The sequence below is a fragment of the Pseudomonas sp. MDT1-17 genome, from assembly GCF_054898105.1.
On record NZ_JBUBVM010000001.1, the window covers coordinates 2952965 to 2968892 of the forward strand.

Sequence of the window (15928 nt, forward strand, 5' to 3'; positions counted from 1 at the left end):
ATATCAACTGCAGGGCCAGTCCGCGGGCACAACGAGAGCCGTGTCATCGTCGAACGCTAACTACACGTGACGCTAACGGCCTTCGCGGCGCGTTGCAGTTCTTTTTTAACGTCAACAGGGATCCGCTGTTTCACGAGTCGCTGCTCGAGGAATGTCTGATCGCCTCGGGTATCGACTTCAGCGTCGATAGCAGAATCCACTGCCTCTATGGCGGCAGCGTGTGCCTCTATGACCGAGTCGACCTCTGCGTCGCTGTGGGCGGCGTCGAGGGCACCGATGAGTGTCGCCACTTCGGCTTCTTCAGCTTTGCCATAGGCGTCTACGGACAGTCCGGCAGCCAACGCCCGTGCTCGGATCTCCACGCCTTTCAGCGCCTGCTTGGCCTCTCCACACAGAACGTCATGTTTGTGGTTTTCCGCGACTTTCCATTGGAAAAATCCAAACGTCATCGTGCCGATAATCGCTACGGTGATACCACCGATCAGGATCCGTTTCATGGGTACAGTCGTAAACGACTGGGGATTGAGGGTTCGGTCGGCATCGCTTCGTTCTCTATTCGAGGAAATGAAAGCGTAGCACCGGAACCGGCCTAGCCCCGTCTAACGTCGTGCAAATACAGGGGGGAAGGCGCGACGTGTCTTCAAGGTTATGGCGCATTCAGTAAACCTTTCGGATAGCCTTTCCGCTGTCCGGGAGCGCCGTGGTTCGGGTTGAAGAGGGCGTAATGGTTTCAGCCGCTATGGCTTGAGTTCGAGATTTTTTTTGTCAGCGTTCCCATGAAATGTACCGGCGGTCGGACCGCATGAATTTTCCCTAGATGGCATTACTCCACTGTCCGAGGAGCAGTCGCTCCTTGATTGCGGTGCAATCCGCCGGGGGAACACCTGATGGCAACGGCAACGGTCGAAGATTTCAGGATCAAATCTCATGCTTTCCTGATCGAGCTGGACGCCGCAACGATGGGCATGATGACGCTGGTCTCTTCCAGATGTGTTTCAGGACCAGAATGGGAAGAGGCGACCAAACGGCATCACGATGCTTATGAGATTTGGAATTCCTTTCTCCATGTCACTGCTTCAGGCACTGACGAAGTCACTTCGTTGACAGAGTCCAGAGCATAGTCTGAACCATGATAGGTGGATGACTGACTGAAGGTTCCCATTCATCTATGAAAGCAAAACCCTTTAGCGTGATTGCTCTCTGATCTGAGTCAGGCTAAGTCGAGGTGTCAATGCTTCAGGGTCGACTCTGACTTCAATCAAAGATGGCCGGGACATTTCAAGGCAGCGCTCAAACGCTGGCGCAAATTCCGACGTCGTTGTGACCACCTCGCCATGGAGTCCATAGGCTTGGGCAAGTGCTGCGAAATCCGGGTTGTGCAAATCAGTGCCTGACACGCGTCCAGGGTAATTGCGTTCCTGGTGCATTCTGATGGTTCCGTACATTCCATTGTTGATCACAACGAAAATCACATTGGCCCCATATTGCGCTGCAGTCGCTATCTCCTGACCGTTCATCAAGAAGCAGCCATCCCCGGAAAACGAAACCACCACTCGATCCGGGCAAGTCAGTTTGGCGGCCACGGCCGCAGGAACGCCGTAGCCCATTGAGCCGTTGGTAGGGCCTAACTGGGTGCGGTAATGACGGAATTGGTAGAAACGTTGAAGCCAGACAGCATAGTTTCCAGCACCATTGGTCAGGATCGCGTCATCCGCCAGTCTGCGATTCAACCATTCAATGATGTCGGCCATTTGAACCGGGCCAGGGGAGGCTGAGCGTTCCAGGTTTTTCCGATAGTTTTGGTTCAGCGTGCGGGTCCACTCACTGTTTCTTTGCGGGGTTGTTGCCGGGAGTCTTGCCGCTGATTTCGCAAAGCTCGACATGCTGCTGTTTATCGCCAACGCCGGTTGGTAGACACGCCCCAGTTCCTCAATACCTTGGTGAATGTGAATCAAGGTTTGCTTGGGGACGGGAATATCCAAAGCAGTGTATCCACCTGTCGAAACTTCCCCCATTCGCGAGCCAACTACCAGGAGCAGATCGGCATCTTTCACGGCTGACGACAGCTGTACTGACGCCGCGAACCCAAGATCACCCGCATAGTTAGGGTGTCGATTGTCGAACAGGTCCTGGCAGCGAAAAGAGGCTGCCACCGGGATATTTTGCTGTTCAGCAAAAAGCCGAATGTCGAGCACTGACTCGCTATCCCAGCCGCTGCCACCCAGCACCATCAATGGCCGCTCCGATTGCTCAAGCAGTTGCTGCATGGCGGACATTTGCTCGGCTGCCGGGGTCATCATGACCCGTTTGAAAGGCCCGGCATCGCTGACTTCCGCCATTTCGGTCAGCATGTCTTCCGGCAGTGCGACCACGACTGGCCCTGGCCTGCCATTGACCGCTCGGTGGAACGCTTGGCTTATCAATTCGGGAATTCTGTTTGTGTCGTCTATTTGTACGACCCATTTCGCCAAGGGGCCAAACATCTGGCGAAAATCAATTTCCTGAAAGGCTTCGCGATACTGCTGATCGCGAGCGACTTGGCCGATGAAGAGGATCATCGGCGTCGAATCCTGGAACGCTGTGTGAACACCAACAGAGGCATTTGTTGCCCCCGGGCCTCGGGTGACGAAGCAGATGCCTGGCTCTCCAGTGAGCTTGCCGTAGGCTTCCGCCATATAAGCCGCCCCACCTTCTTGACGGCATACGATCAGATCGATTTCTTCTTGCACGTCATGCAATGCGTCGAGCACCGCGAGGTAGCTCTCTCCCGGAACACAAAAAGCTCTTTTAACGCCATGGATGCGCAAGGCATCCACCAATATTTGACCTCCGCTACGACGAGAAATGGCTTTATTCATCGTTATCTCCTGAGTCGAATAGTGCGATGTGAAGAGGCGAATTTGGTTTGCTGCTGATGGCTTGAATCTTGAGCATTATCGAGTAGGGGGACAAACGATGATTGCTCAGCACTTCATTCCCTCAGCTATTGAAGTCCCGTGCGACTCGTCCATTGCTCGCGCCGTTCTGTCCGTGAAATTGCAATCCCACACCCTCATCAACTAATATATGTTTCATATGCATTTCATATTGGATGAGTCAGTGGGTATCGTAAAAATTTCAGAGGGTATGCACGAGAATCTGCGCGTCGCCAGCGATGCGCTGAGCCGCTCGATCAACGCTCAGGCCGAGCACTGGATGCGCATCGGGATGCTTGCGGAGTTACATCCCAACCTGGATCACAGCGACCTCTGCCGTGTGCTGATTCGTGCCGAACTGGCGGGTGGCCTTGATTTAAAACAGCTCTGCGCACTCGCCGATTTTTCGCAAAGCTCTCCGGTTCATACAACACCAGGAGCCAAGCAATGAAGGCGAGTGTCGCTATCAACAGCCCGGCAGATATAGCCATGTCTCGCGCTGCGGGTACGCTGGCCGCCGAGGTCCTGGCCATGATTACTCCCCACGTCAAGGCGGGGGTCACCACCGACGAACTTGATCAGCTCTGTCACGACTACATCGTCAACGTGCAAAAAGCCATACCCGGCAATGTCGGCTATCACGGCTTTCCGAAAACCGTGTGTACATCGGTCAACCAGGTGGTCTGCCATGGGATTCCTTCGGCCAACGCCCTCAAGGATGGCGATATCGTGAATATCGACATTGCCGTTATCAAGGAGGGTTGGTACGGCGACACCAGCCGCATGTACTTCGTGGGTGAGCCCGGCCCGGAAGCTCGACGCCTGGCGAAGACGACCTATGAAGCAATGTGTGCCGGTATTCGCGTCGTCCGTCCCGGCGCTACGCTGGGCGACATTGGCCATGCGATTCAGACCGTGGCCGAAAGAGACGGATTCAGTGTCGTGCGCGAATACTGCGGTCACGGTATCGGCAAGGTTTATCACGATGAGCCGCAGATCCTTCATTACGGCTACCCAGGTCAGGGCCTGAAACTGAAAACCGGCATGATCTTCACCATTGAGCCCATGCTGAACGCTGGCAAACGCCATGTGAAAACGCTGGCCGATGGCTGGACCGTGGTCACCAGGGATCACTCACTCTCGGCGCAATGGGAGCATATGATCGCTGTCACTGACGACGGCTTCGAGGTTCTGACCCGTTGGCCCGACAGTGTCGATGGGTATCCCGCTATTGTTTAGGCGCTTGTGTCCACCACTCTCGAGTGGCCCGGGTTACTGGACACAACACCCTTTTTGTCGATGATGAAAACCCACTTCGTCACGGCTTTCAACTTGCCTGATCAGTCGCATAATGGCACTAGTGGTTTTGAAACTGTTGCGGTTAGCATTGCGCGATATCAACGCACCTGACGACAGGGTCGTTAACGTAACCGAGTGGATCAAACATTGATCGAGCGACGCCAATTTAGCGGAGGCATGAAGGGGAAGAACTTTCGCTATCTGAACGATAACCCCAACAAGACGACTCAAAGGGTTCGGGTAGGATTTCTGTTGCTTGAGCACTTCTCGCTGCCCGCATTCACGCAAGCACTGGATACGATTGTCACCGCGAATTTACTACGACCCCTGTTGTTCTCTTCCCGAACGTTCGGCTTGACCGATGGGGAAGTCGTCAGTGACCTGGGCCTGGTCATTCGGCCAGATGCGCGCATCGATTGTTCAGCGATCCAGGACCTGGATTTGCTGGTGATTTGTGGCGGCTACCGAACAGAACTGAAGGCGAGTGATGATCTCATCAGTCTGTTGAGAGCGGCGGCAGATCAGGGTGTCAGTCTGGCCGGGTTGTGGAATGGCGCATGGTTCCTGGGAAGGGCAGGCTTGCTTGACGGGTATCGTTGCGCGATTCACCCCGAACATCGCCCCGCACTCGCGGAAATCTCCAAGGCGACGCATGTCACCAGTGAGCCCTACGTCATTGATCGAGACCGGCTCACCGCTTCCAGTCCCTCCGGGGCGTTCCACATGGCGTTGGACTGGATCAAAGGGCTGCACGACAAAGCACTGGTCGAGGGTATCGAGGACATCCTGGCTTTCGAGGAGTCTCGTTATCGGCGCATAAAACCGACTGAAAATATCTGTGTGAGCGCGCCATTACGCGAGGTGGTGAAGCTGATGGATGCCAACCTCGAAGAGCCTCTGGAGTTGGAGCAGTTGGCGGTTTACGCAGGCCGTTCGCGTCGACAACTCGAGCGCTTGTTCAAGGAGCAATTGGGCACAACGCCGCAACGGTATTACATGGAATTGCGGATTACCGAAGCGCGTCGGCTGCTGCAGCACACAGAACTGTCCCAGGTGGACGTGTTGGTTGCCTGTGGCTTTGTATCGCCCAGCCACTTCAGCAAGTGCTATAGCTCGTACTTCGGATACAGGCCTTCCAAGGAAACGCGACTCGTCAAATAAGGGCGGCGCAATTTACAGTCGGGTTCAAAGCCCTATATAGCCGAAGTAAACGAGTGCCACGGTAGCGGCGATACCAAACGCTCCCAACGCCTTTACCGTTGAATTGTGCGCAGGCAAGGGTTCGGTCAATCGCTGCAAGCGGGGATCCGAAAACGCAGCGGGTTCATAGTGGAAGTGCATGATTGCCCGGAAGGTATATCGCAAACCAATCAACAGAAACAGGGTGATCAGGCCGAGGGCCAGCCCACGAGAAATAGCCGGTTTAACAAATGGCACAAGGTCATCTTGTTGGCAGGCTGCGCTATCGGCTTCCACGAGGGTGATTTGCCCGTAGTCTGTCGAGTGCGGCTTTTCGCCATTCAGGATCGCCGCCTGTTGTTCCAGATCTAAAGCCTGATACTTCCAGAGCGTTGACGATCCTTCTAGGCAATAGGTGAACGTTTTAGGGTTTGAAGCGGCAATGATACAAGCGTCGTGGATGCCGCGTTTTTTCAGCGTTTCAGCCGCTGACCTTGTGAAGTCGAGGTCGATGACGGGAATAGTCCCTGTAGCAGAAGCCGCGACTGAAACCAGAAGATTGCCCGCGACGCAGAGTGTTGAAATTTTCAAGGTTGGATTCCCTTGTTATTGATTTATTTTTTGTTTAACGCGCGGAGCGTGTCCCCAACGTTGGGGGAGTTCCTGAAAGTGGGGCGGCCTTTCCCCTATAGGTTTGCCACAATCAACAACATGTTCAGGTCCAGCATCAACTCCGTGATTGTCGCCAGGCATCCCGTCAGCATTAGCACCATTAACATCATAGGGATTGGTGTGGATGCCAGGGCGTCCAAAAGATGAACGTCCTGAGTGACGCGCTCTGCAATGCCCATCACGGTGGTGGTTGGCGGTGTGACCACTGCTCCGGCTACTACTGCCGTGATGACCATCGCTATCGCTGCTGACGCAGCTATAAATAGTGCCACCGCTGCTGCCACCACCATGACCACCTCCATTGCCGGTTCCTTCGTCGCGGTGTCTACTCATCACCGCACAGGTGCCAAAGCAAGGTCTGGGCCAATCGCCATTTCGATGAGGCCGATGACAGTTTTGTCTTCCACCGAAGCGCGAGTCAGGGCGGTTATTCCGGCGCAGGCACAGCGGGAACAGCTCGTATAACGACCCTGTAATGAATGGCCATTAGTATGAATTTCAGAGCAAATTCGCAATGGCTCACTAAAGGATGCTTGGTTCAACAGGGCTTTGAGGTCGTCATGTATAGAGTGGGTACCGGCTATACCAGTGTGTTGGTGAATACGCTCTCGGCTGAAGGCTTGGATGTGATCAATTTATCCCGGGAAGCCGGGCTGGATATGATGCTTCTGAATCAGCAGCAAGCCTTCTATAAACGAAGTGTTATCTACCGTCTGTGGGAATTGGCGGCGCAGGCGTCTGGCGATTCGAATATTGGTTTAAAAGCCTACGGGCATGTGCATCCGAGTAACTTCCAGATTGTGGGGTACACGATGATGTCCAGCTTGAATCTGAAGCGGGCGCTTGAACGCCTCGTGCGTTTCAGCCCATTGATTAGCTCTGGACTTAGCCTGTTTCTGGGTCAAGAAGAGCAGAATTATCGACTGGCCGGGCTGGATCACCAGTGCGACTCGGTCAAACCACGGCAGTACACCGATGCCGGACTCGCGTCGCTGTTGGGATTCTGTAGTTGGCTGACCGGTGGCAAATTGCCGCAACCGTTAAGCGTGGAGTTCACCTATCCCGAACCTGAAGACATCTCGGAGCATCAACGGCTGTTTGGCTGTGAGCTACGTTTCGGGGCGGCCTATGACAGCATCCTGTTCGATGGCCAAGAGCTTCTGCGTCCGTTGAGCATGGCCAACGAGGCGTTGGCTGTACTCCATGACAGTTTTGCCGAAGCTCAGCTGGACCTATTGTACGGCTTCACCATTGTATGCAGGATTCGTGGGCTGATCACCGAGCGCCTGAGTCAGGGGCAAGGGCAGTGTGATATGGAATCGATCGCCACCGCGCTGAACATCAGCAAGAGGACGTTGCAACGAGCACTCGAGAAGGATGGCGCCCAGTTCAAGGACGTGCTGAACGATGTGCGTCGGCAGTTGGCCGACTTCTACCTGCGTCATTCCCATTTCAATATGAAGCACGTGACTCATCTGCTCGGGTTCCACGACCACAGCAGTTTCCACAAAGCTTGCATCCGCTGGTTCGGCACGACGCCCGGTCAGTATCGAGTCGATGAATCTCTGCTAAAGCTCAAGGAAGCCATGCCCCGTCTAGTCGGCTAAGGAATACCGTCTCTTGAACGGTACAGGCGCGGAAGTCAGTCAGGGATTGTCCGCGCTCCAACGGCTCTGCAACAGCGCACACGGCAGATGCCGCCCACGGACGGTTTTTTTGCAACTGTAGATCCGGGATCTGAGCTCGTTCAGCGCTTGGGGGCGACGCAATAACTCGTCTGCGTTCTTGCAGACGAGGAAATTCCTGCTTAACTCTGAATCAATGGTCAGTCAGTGACTCATTGGTCACGGCAGCCATCGGAGCACCCTCGCGCTGTTGTTGCTTGCCCGTGTTGCCAGGTTAAGCCCGAGGAGGCCTATGCGTTGACGCTTGAAAACCGCCCTGAATTATTAATGTATTGGCCTGACACTTCACTGTCAGGTCCACGTGTTCTGCTGTCCTGCGATAGGGCCCTGCGGGCATCCCTCACGCTGTGCGCTTAGTCCAATGGGTTCAAGGAAGTAAATGAAATGATGCCGAAAACTGCCATCGTCGAGATCTGCGGGAAGTACAAGGTTTATACCGAGCACTATCTCAACACCGCCGCTGACAAGACCATCATTCTGGTCAATGGCTCGCTGGCAACCACTGCATCCTTTGCCCAAACGGTGCGTTACCTGCAGCCGCGATTCAATGTGGTTCTCTATGACCAGCCCTACGCCGGTCAGTCGAGGCAACACAATCTCCAGGGCCAACCGATCCGAAAGGAAGACGAGGCAGCGATACTGCTGGAATTGATCGAACACTTTTGTGTGCACCACGTGCTGTCCTTTTCCTGGGGCGGCGCGGCCACCTTGCTGGCGCTGGCCCAGCGGCCGCGACGAATCGAGAAAGCGGTGATCAATTCATTCGCAGCGCGGATCAATTCGCCGATGCGCGATTACCTGGAGAGCGGCCTGAACCATCTCCAGGCCTGCGACCGCCTCAATGTCGGTCGCTTGATAAGCAGCACGATCGGCAAGCACCTGCCATCGCTGTTCAAACGCTTTAATGACCGCCATATCCGCAGTCTGGCCGAACACGAGTACAGGCAGATGCATTTCCACGTCAATGAAGTGCTGACCCAAGACACCCATTGCTACGTCGCCTGTGCCGATGCCATCGAAATCCCGCTGCTGTTTGTCAACGGCGAATGGGATGAATACACCTCGGTCGAAGACGCCCGGCTTTTTGCCGATCATGCCCCTCAGTCCCGGTTCCATACCATCAAGAACACCGGGCACTTCCTCGATATGGAACACCCGGCGGCCTGGCAGGACACTCGGCAGGCCTTGCTCGGTTTTCTGGATCCAGCTTCCAGGAAACAGGGCCGTGTTGCCTCAGATATCCAGGTCAATCACGTATGAGCCCGCAATACCGACCGATGGCAATGCTCTTCATCTTCGCAATAGCAGCCAATGGCCATTGACGTTTGATGGGACAACGCAGCCAACAAATCGAGCAACTGGCTGGGCGCCGGGTGGTTCATTTCAGTCTTGAATTTGCGCTTGAAGACTTCCCACGCCTTGGCGTCTTCCGCCGCTTTGGCTTCTGCGACCAGTTCTGCACTGGGAGACAGCAGCGGCTGCCACACGTCATAAAAATCACGACTGGCAAACTCGGCCTTCGGCACGCCACGCGGCGGACGACGTACCGTGCCCAGACGCAGGCCTTCATTGGCGGCGCGCGGTGAGCCGAGTCGCACGATATGGATGGGCATGGTCGATGTGTTCCCTCTTATGGCCGATTTCTGCAGTTTGTGGGAGAAATCGGCCACGCTCTACAGTCCTTTATCCCCGCGAGCTATCGAACCACTCCAGCGCCGTGCGCCAGATGCAGATCCCCAGGAAGTAAGCCGACATCAGCAGCCAAAGCCCCATCACCATCGGGTTGATCACCGGATGATTGACCACGAGCGACAAGCTGCACAGCAGCCAGATCGCCGTTACGGCGATGTTGATCGGCATGAACTTGCGCACGCGGAACGGGTGGAGGAACTTCATCCGGGTCACGGTCAATAGCGCCAGGCCGATGACAGTGAGAAAAGTGATCCACGGCGACGGGGCGATGATGTACAGGCACAGGGCTACCACGTTCCAGGCGGCGGGGAAGCCCTGGAAGTAATTGTCCTTGCTCTTCATGTTGACGTTGCAGAAGCAAAACAGCGACGAGACAAGAATCAGCGACACGGTCAGCAGCACCGTGTAGTCCGGCAAAGGTATGTAGCGATAGATGAACAGTGCTGGGATAAACACATACGTCAGGTAGTCGATGACCAGATCAAGGACAGAGCCATCGAAACTTGGCAGCACCGACTGGACATTGACCTTGCGCGCCAACGCACCGTCCAGGCCATCGACAATCAGGGCGACGCCCAGCCACAGCAAGCAGTTTGTGGCCTGGTTTTCCAGCAAGGCGAGGGTTGCGAGGAAGGCAGTGACCACGCCAGTGGCGGTAAAACCATGGGCGCCCCATGCTTTGAGCCTGGCGATGTGTAGGGTCGATATCACGGGGGCGTTCTCCAGAAAGTGAAGCAAGCCTGTTATCACCCCTTCAATTGGGGGTGTCGGCAAACCAAGTCAGGTTGCATGTATCGACCGGGTTTTCGGGGATAAGGTTCACCATCTGTAAATCTTAGCTGCGCGGCAAAAAAATACCCCGGATAAATTCGGGGTAATAAATGAAACATCGGCGCAGGGCGTAATGCTGTTCACTTAGGCTCGGGTCTTCAGGCGGACCTACACATTGGTGGTGGGGCTGATCGGGGGCTTTGATTGGGTGTATATCCGTTATTCAGGTGATGGTTGAGGGCGGTTTCGCTTTTACAGCCAGCCCTTTCAAGGTCTTCGTTTAGAATCTCCCAAAACTCCAGTCAGGGCGACGAGACGATGTGGGAAGAGGTTTTAGCGCGGTTCGAGAAAAAAGCACCGGCCAGTGTCATGGCCAAATTGGTGTTGGAGCAGGCTGTTACAGCTGAGTGGGTCGATCAGGTGTTCGAAGAGCATCGTCAACGACAGTACCCGCGTGAGCTTTTATTTTCGACCATCGTTGAGCTTATGTCCCTTGTTTCACTGGGTTTGCGGCCGTCGCTACATGCCGCCGCACGGCAGATGGATCTTCCTGTCAGCTTGGCGGCGCTCTATGACAAGGTCAGCCGCACAGAGCCTGCGCTGCTGCGCGCCTTGGTAGCCGGCAGTGCACAACGTTTGGCACCGACGATTGAAGAGTTGGGCTGTTCGGCCATTTTGCCTGGCTGGCAACTGCGGGTCGTTGACGGCAATCACCTGCCTTCCAGCGAAAAACGTCTGAGCGCTTTGCGCCGTGAACGAGGCGCCGCCCGGCCTGGTTTTTCGGTCGTGGTTTACGACCCTGATCTCGACCAGGTCGTCGATCTTCAGCCCTGTGAAGATGCTTATGCCAGTGAGCGCGTCGGCGTGCTGCCGTTGCTGGAAAACGCCAGTAGGGGCCAGTTGTGGATGGCTGATCGGCTCTATTGCACGCTCCCGGTCATGGAGGCCTGCGAAGACGCTGGCGCTTCTTTCATTATTCGTGAGCCGAGTAAGCATCCGCGCCTGCTTCAGGAAAGCGACTGGCAAGAACCTGTCGCGGTCGAGGCGGGAAGCGTGCGCGAGCAAACCATCGAAGTGAAAGGCGGACGTCAGTGGCGGCGTGTTGAACTGAACCTGCAAAAAGCTACCGAATCAGGCGACACCATGCTGTTGTTCTGGAGCAACTTGCCCGACACCATCACCGCTGAGCAAATCGCCGATTTGTATCGTCGTCGCTGGAGTATCGAAGGGATGTTCCAGCGCCTGGAATCGGTGCTGGACAGTGAAATCGAAAGCCTGGGCAACCCCAAGGCGGCTCTGCTGGGATTTGCCGCGGCCGTGTTGGCTTACAACGTTTTGTCAGTACTTAAGCGCAGCGTTGAACAGGCTCATCGCCAGACGCAACCAGAGGGATGGGAGGCATCGATTTTCCATTTGGCAGTGCAAGTGCGCAGTGGTTATGAGGGCATGCAGATCGCGTTACCGTCGGATTATCTGTCACTTCAATCGACCTCAGAAACGCTGGCACAGCGCTTGTTGGCGCTGGCAAGGAATATCAAGCCCAAACAGGTTGCCAAAAGCATACGCGGCCCCAAAATCGCCAAGCCCAAGGAGTGGTTGGAGGGAAAGGCTGCGAATGCTCATGTGTCGACCGATCGAGTGCTCAAAGCCCATAAAGGGAAAACACCTTGAAAGGGCTGGCTTTTACAGCGAGTCACTTGGAACAGCCCCAAGTAACCAAGGGCTCTTGCCCCTGACGTTCGGTGCCTCGCTTAGACTCGGCATGCCCTCGCTCCGGTCCTGCTCCGTGGGCCCGCCGCCATCGGCCATCCATGGCCGGGGGCGGCTAACCCGGCATCCATGCCGGGTTGCCCACTGCGCAGAACCTCCACTCGGCCTCTCGAGGGGGCGTGCACCGCAAAAGCCAAAGCAAGGCGGCCTACCGGCCGGCCTGGCTTAAAGTGAACGCATTTCCCTGTAGGAGCTGTCGAGCGAAGCGAGGCTGCGATCTTTTGATCTTGCCGTTGCCGTTGCTTTGGCTTCAGATCTGCCGCCCCTTTCCCAGAGGCCGAGCGCAGGCGTTGCGCGGTAGGCGCCCCCGGCCATGGATGGCCGATGGCGGCGGGCCCCCGGAGCAATGCCGGAGTGAGGGTATGCCGAGCCTAAGCGAGGCACCGAATGGCGGGGCAAAAGCCCTTGGTTACTTGGGGCTGTTCCAAGTGACTCGCTGTAAAAGCGAAACCGCCAGCCGGCGTGACCGCAGAAACGGATATGTACCCCAACCTTAAGTGAACAGCATGAGTCGCAGGGCGATCTTTTTACTCAAACGTGGCGATCTCCGGATTGACCGGGTGCAGCCAGGTTCATTCACAGCACCTTGCTCATAAACACCCGACTCGTGCCTTGCGGCTCGCAGGGCACTTCCCCAAAGCGCTGCCAGCCATTTTTTTCATAGAACTCCGGGGCCTGGAAACTGAGGGTATAGAGCACCGCCGAGCGGCAACCGCGACGGCGACCTTCGTCTTCGTATGCCTTGAGCAGTCGAGAGCCAAGCCCGGAGCCACGCAGCGACTCAGGCAAGTAGAAAAGATCGAGAAACAGCAAACCGAGCGATGTACGCCCGGTAATACCGCCCAGCACCTTATGGGTCTGCGGATCGCGGACCGTTACCGCCAGCGACTGGCGGTCATTGATTCCGCTCATCTGATCATTAAAGGCACTCAGCCCGGCGCTGAGTACTTGCTCGACTTCAGGTTCGATAATGTCGCTGACGACAATCAGAGTGCGGTCCATGTGTTCGTTGATCCTGTGGGCATCGGGTTAGCGAGGGTAGAACACTCGCAACCGTGGGTCATCAGGGCCAGCCAAACGGTGGTGGCACATTTGCCGGCGAGGACTATTGTTGCCTGACTGGATCACTCCCATCGAAGAGGACATCGTCATGAACACCAGCGATCTGCTCGAACAACTTCTGCGGGCCGGCCAAGGCTCAATGTCGCAACAGGGTGGCGGTGGAACGTCGGCCCAAGGTGGCCTCGGCGGTCTCGGTGGATTACTCGGCGGCCTGTTGGGCGGTGGCGCCGGTTCTAGCGTCGGGGGCGGTGGTTTGGGCGGTTTGCTCGGTGGTCTTTTGGGCGGTGGCTCAGCCATGGGCGGCTCGACCCGGACCCGGACCCGGTCGGGTGGTGGCACGAACTACGCGGCGCTGGCGTCACTGGGGATGATGGCGTTCCAGGCCTATCAGGCCTGGCAACGCAGCCAGGCCTCGGCGCCGCAACAGGCACCGCGCACTGTTGACCTGTTGTCTGGCCCGGAAGTCGAGGACCACAGCCATGCGATCCTCCGCGCATTGATTGCGGCGGCCAAGGCCGATGGCCGGATCGACGACGCCGAGATGCAGTTGATCAGCACCGAAATCGGCCGCCACACGGATGACCCGCAATTGCAACAATGGCTGGACGATGAAGTCACACGACCACTGGACGCCGCCGATGTGGCGCAGTCGGCCACTGATCCTGGCATGGCGGCGGAGATGTACCTGGCCAGTGTGATGCTGGTTGACGATCAACAGGACGCCGAGCGTAGCTATCTGGATGAATTGGCTGCGGCGCTGAAGATCGAACCGGAGCTACAAGTGCATCTGGAGCAACAGGCCAAAGGTGTCGTGGCCTGATGATCGTTCCCACGCTCGCGTTGGAACGATCATAAATCACACTACTTAGGCACCAGAAACGTAACCCCGAAACGCTCGGCGATCTCCAGTATCCGCGGCAGATCCTCCGGCACTTTGAGCCGATCCACCGCCGCAAAGAATTGACCGCCGCGCGGATCAGACACCACCCCAATCATTTTCGCGGTGGCGCTGATGTTCTTGTAAGCATGAATGGACCCACCAGGGATATGCACATAACCCCCAGTCGAAACGGTGGTGGACTTGCCCGCAACCGTTATTTCCACCTGCCCGTCAATGACGTAGAACGCCTCGTCCCAAGGGTGAAAATGCGGGGGCGGCCCACCCCCTTGCACGCCTTCCTGGATATGCATTTCAAAAGGTTTGCTCAGATCCCCGCCCGCGAGAATGGTGATGGCCTCACCCACGACGCTGACCGGGTCGGGGGTTTTTTCGGGCTCGATGACATGAACCGTGCGCATGATTGCTCTCCAAAGGATGAGTCCACACCCGCTGAGTATATTCACTCGAACGCCCGCCAAGCACCTCGCCACAAGCCCGTCTGTCCGGGCGATTTCAACGCCGATGGAATTTTTTTCCGGGCGAGTCGCTCTGCTGATGTAGAGACGTGCTGATTCAGCGTCCTGCCACTGGCCTCAGACCGAGAGACGTACCCATGACTGCCCTGACACGACTTGAATCCCAGCCTGCCCACGAACGCTTGATCCAGACCGCCGGCAGCCTGAAACTTGTCTACGAACAGCTATTGCTGGGCGACGATATCGAACACCAGCGCATCCTTGGCAAAACCTTCCTCGAGGCTCAACTTGCGCACGCAGCGGACCTGCCCGAGGACCTGCCGCAAGACCTGTCGGCCCTGCAAACCTTTGTCGAACAGCACTGCGTCGAAGTCGCTCGCCAATACGCCGACTACCTGCAAAAACGCAAGGCAGGCGGGCCTCGGCAGTTCTTTACGAACAAGGCGCACGCGTTGTTTTTCCTGCAAGCCGTTGCCCCGACCAAACTGGTGGACGGTGCGTGGCTGTATGGCCTGCTGCGGCACTGGCACGACCCTCGTTTCGAAGGGCTGATTTGCACCTATCTGGAAGAGTTGGGCGATGGCTACCCGGCGCAAAATCATGTGGTGATCTACCGCAAACTGCTCGCCGAGCATGGCTTGCAAGACAGCGGATTCATCTTCGATGAGCGTTACCTGCAAGGTGCGGTGCAATTGGCGCTCGGTTATTGCAGCGACGAGTTTTTGCCGGAGGTGATCGGCTACAACCTCGGCTATGAGCAACTGCCGCTGCATTTGCTGATCAGCGCCTATGAACTCAGCGAGCTGGGTATCGATCCGTATTACTTCACGCTGCACGTGACCATCGACAATGCCAGCACCGGCCACGCGAAAAAAGCCGTGCAGTCGGTGCTGCAATTGCTGCCGGTGGAAGGTGACCGCGAAGATTTTCTGCGCAGGGTCGCGTTGGGTTATCGGCTCAACGATCTGGGGCAGGGCAGTCGCGCGATTATCGAGTCGTTCGATTTGTACGGCGAGTTGCTGAACATGCTTGAACGCAAGCGTCCGTTTGGTCAGCACATGCATTCCGATTACTGCCGGTTTGAAGGCAAGACCGTCAATCAATGGCTGTCGTCGCCGGAGCAGTTGCCGGGCTTCCTCAGCGCCTTGGAAAACAAGGGCTGGATCAAACGTCACGAGGATCCGCAAGCCAGCCGTTTCTGGCAATTGGTCGATGGCGACGGCGCGGCCATGTTCGGGGTGTTCAGCCCCTACGAAAAACAGCTGCTGCACGACTGGATCGCCGGAGACTGGCGCCCCGAGCGTTCGCCGGCAGCGGTTCGACGTGGCACCAGTGCCGCAACCGAACCGCCAGTGCCCGCCAATGACCCGGATGTCCAACGCCTCCAAGCTACACTTGATGGGCTTGCCGCCGACGAGCAAATGCAGGTGTTGATCCCATGGCTGTCTGCCCATAGGCACTCTCATCCGGCTGGCCTGATGGCCACGCGACGGTTCATCGAACTCAAATCCGGTTTTCGATAGGGAG

At 56.5% G+C, this 15928-nt stretch carries 17 protein-coding genes; 9 read left to right on the forward strand and 8 right to left on the reverse strand.

Going from position 1 to position 15928, the window contains the following annotated elements:
• Positions 1 to 56 precede the first annotated feature (56 nt).
• Entirely contained in the window at positions 57 to 497 is a 441-nt protein-coding gene (locus ACYZTX_RS13690; RefSeq protein ID WP_462034482.1) for a hypothetical protein, read from the reverse strand.
• 390 nt (positions 498 to 887) lie between these two features.
• Here ACYZTX_RS13690 and ACYZTX_RS13695 point away from each other — a divergent pair, with 390 nt between their 5' ends.
• Positions 888 to 1121, forward strand: a complete 234-nt coding sequence (locus ACYZTX_RS13695) for a hypothetical protein (RefSeq protein WP_462034483.1) — start codon at positions 888 to 890, stop codon at positions 1119 to 1121.
• A 63-nt stretch (positions 1122 to 1184) separates the two neighbouring features.
• Here the strand turns inward: ACYZTX_RS13695 and ACYZTX_RS13700 are convergent, their stop codons facing one another.
• A complete protein-coding gene (locus ACYZTX_RS13700) occupies positions 1185 to 2858 on the reverse strand; it encodes a thiamine pyrophosphate-binding protein (RefSeq protein ID WP_462034484.1) in 1674 nt (557 codons plus the stop codon).
• Between the two features lie 241 nt (positions 2859 to 3099).
• Between ACYZTX_RS13700 and ACYZTX_RS13705 the strand changes: the two genes are divergently transcribed.
• From ACYZTX_RS13705 to ACYZTX_RS13715, 3 genes are all read left to right on the forward strand, one after another.
• Positions 3100 to 3366 carry a ParD-like family protein gene (locus tag ACYZTX_RS13705; protein WP_462034485.1) on the forward strand — a complete coding sequence of 89 codons (267 nt, stop codon included), beginning with the start codon at positions 3100 to 3102 and terminating at the stop codon, positions 3364 to 3366.
• Positions 3363 to 4154: a type I methionyl aminopeptidase gene (map, locus tag ACYZTX_RS13710; RefSeq protein ID WP_462034486.1), complete on the forward strand. Its 792-nt coding sequence runs from the start codon at positions 3363 to 3365 to the stop codon at positions 4152 to 4154. The genes ACYZTX_RS13705 and map overlap by 4 nt, the downstream gene beginning before the upstream one ends.
• 207 nt (positions 4155 to 4361) lie before the next feature.
• Entirely contained in the window at positions 4362 to 5375 is a 1014-nt protein-coding gene (locus ACYZTX_RS13715; protein ID WP_462034487.1) for a GlxA family transcriptional regulator, read from the forward strand.
• Between the two features lie 24 nt (positions 5376 to 5399).
• On the opposite strand, the gene ACYZTX_RS13720 is transcribed toward ACYZTX_RS13715, so the two are convergent.
• Complete coding sequence (locus ACYZTX_RS13720; protein WP_462034488.1) at positions 5400 to 5984, reverse strand: hypothetical protein; 585 nt, start codon at positions 5982 to 5984, stop codon at positions 5400 to 5402.
• 95 nt (positions 5985 to 6079) lie between these two features.
• Complete coding sequence (locus tag ACYZTX_RS13725; RefSeq protein WP_462034489.1) at positions 6080 to 6367, reverse strand: hypothetical protein; 288 nt, start codon at positions 6365 to 6367, stop codon at positions 6080 to 6082.
• 258 nt (positions 6368 to 6625) lie between these two features.
• Between ACYZTX_RS13725 and ACYZTX_RS13730 the strand changes: the two genes are divergently transcribed.
• Positions 6626 to 7672, forward strand: a complete 1047-nt coding sequence (locus ACYZTX_RS13730; RefSeq protein WP_462037034.1) for an AraC family transcriptional regulator — start codon at positions 6626 to 6628, stop codon at positions 7670 to 7672.
• A gap of 462 nt (positions 7673 to 8134) precedes the next feature.
• Entirely contained in the window at positions 8135 to 9010 is an 876-nt protein-coding gene (locus tag ACYZTX_RS13735; protein WP_462034490.1) for an alpha/beta fold hydrolase, read from the forward strand.
• Here ACYZTX_RS13735 and ACYZTX_RS13740 read toward each other — a convergent pair.
• Positions 9001 to 9363 (reverse strand): DUF488 domain-containing protein, encoded by a 363-nt coding sequence (locus tag ACYZTX_RS13740; protein WP_462034491.1) that lies wholly within the window; start codon positions 9361 to 9363, stop codon positions 9001 to 9003. The genes ACYZTX_RS13735 and ACYZTX_RS13740 overlap by 10 nt on opposite strands.
• Before the next feature lie 70 nt (positions 9364 to 9433).
• Positions 9434 to 10153 (reverse strand): phosphatidylcholine synthase, encoded by a 720-nt coding sequence (pcsA, locus tag ACYZTX_RS13745; RefSeq protein ID WP_462034492.1) that lies wholly within the window; start codon positions 10151 to 10153, stop codon positions 9434 to 9436.
• Between the two features lie 429 nt (positions 10154 to 10582).
• Here pcsA and ACYZTX_RS13750 point away from each other — a divergent pair, with 429 nt between their 5' ends.
• Positions 10583 to 11884, forward strand: a complete 1302-nt coding sequence (locus ACYZTX_RS13750; RefSeq protein ID WP_462036995.1) for an IS4 family transposase — start codon at positions 10583 to 10585, stop codon at positions 11882 to 11884.
• 675 nt (positions 11885 to 12559) lie between these two features.
• Here ACYZTX_RS13750 and ACYZTX_RS13755 read toward each other — a convergent pair.
• The gene (locus tag ACYZTX_RS13755) at positions 12560 to 12985 is read right to left on the reverse strand and encodes a GNAT family N-acetyltransferase (protein ID WP_462034493.1); all 426 of its coding nucleotides are present in this window, start codon (positions 12983 to 12985) and stop codon (positions 12560 to 12562) included.
• Between the two features lie 148 nt (positions 12986 to 13133).
• On the opposite strand from ACYZTX_RS13755, the gene ACYZTX_RS13760 reads away from it, so the two are divergent.
• Positions 13134 to 13865: a tellurite resistance TerB family protein gene (locus ACYZTX_RS13760; protein WP_462037035.1), complete on the forward strand. Its 732-nt coding sequence runs from the start codon at positions 13134 to 13136 to the stop codon at positions 13863 to 13865.
• A 41-nt stretch (positions 13866 to 13906) separates the two neighbouring features.
• Here ACYZTX_RS13760 and ACYZTX_RS13765 read toward each other — a convergent pair whose 3' ends face one another.
• Positions 13907 to 14344, reverse strand: a complete 438-nt coding sequence (locus ACYZTX_RS13765; RefSeq protein ID WP_462034494.1) for a cupin domain-containing protein — start codon at positions 14342 to 14344, stop codon at positions 13907 to 13909.
• 194 nt (positions 14345 to 14538) lie between these two features.
• On the opposite strand from ACYZTX_RS13765, the gene ACYZTX_RS13770 reads away from it, so the two are divergent.
• On the forward strand, positions 14539 to 15924 hold the full coding sequence (locus ACYZTX_RS13770) for an iron-containing redox enzyme family protein (RefSeq protein ID WP_462034495.1): 1386 nt from the start codon (positions 14539 to 14541) through the stop codon (positions 15922 to 15924).
• Positions 15925 to 15928 lie beyond the last annotated feature (4 nt).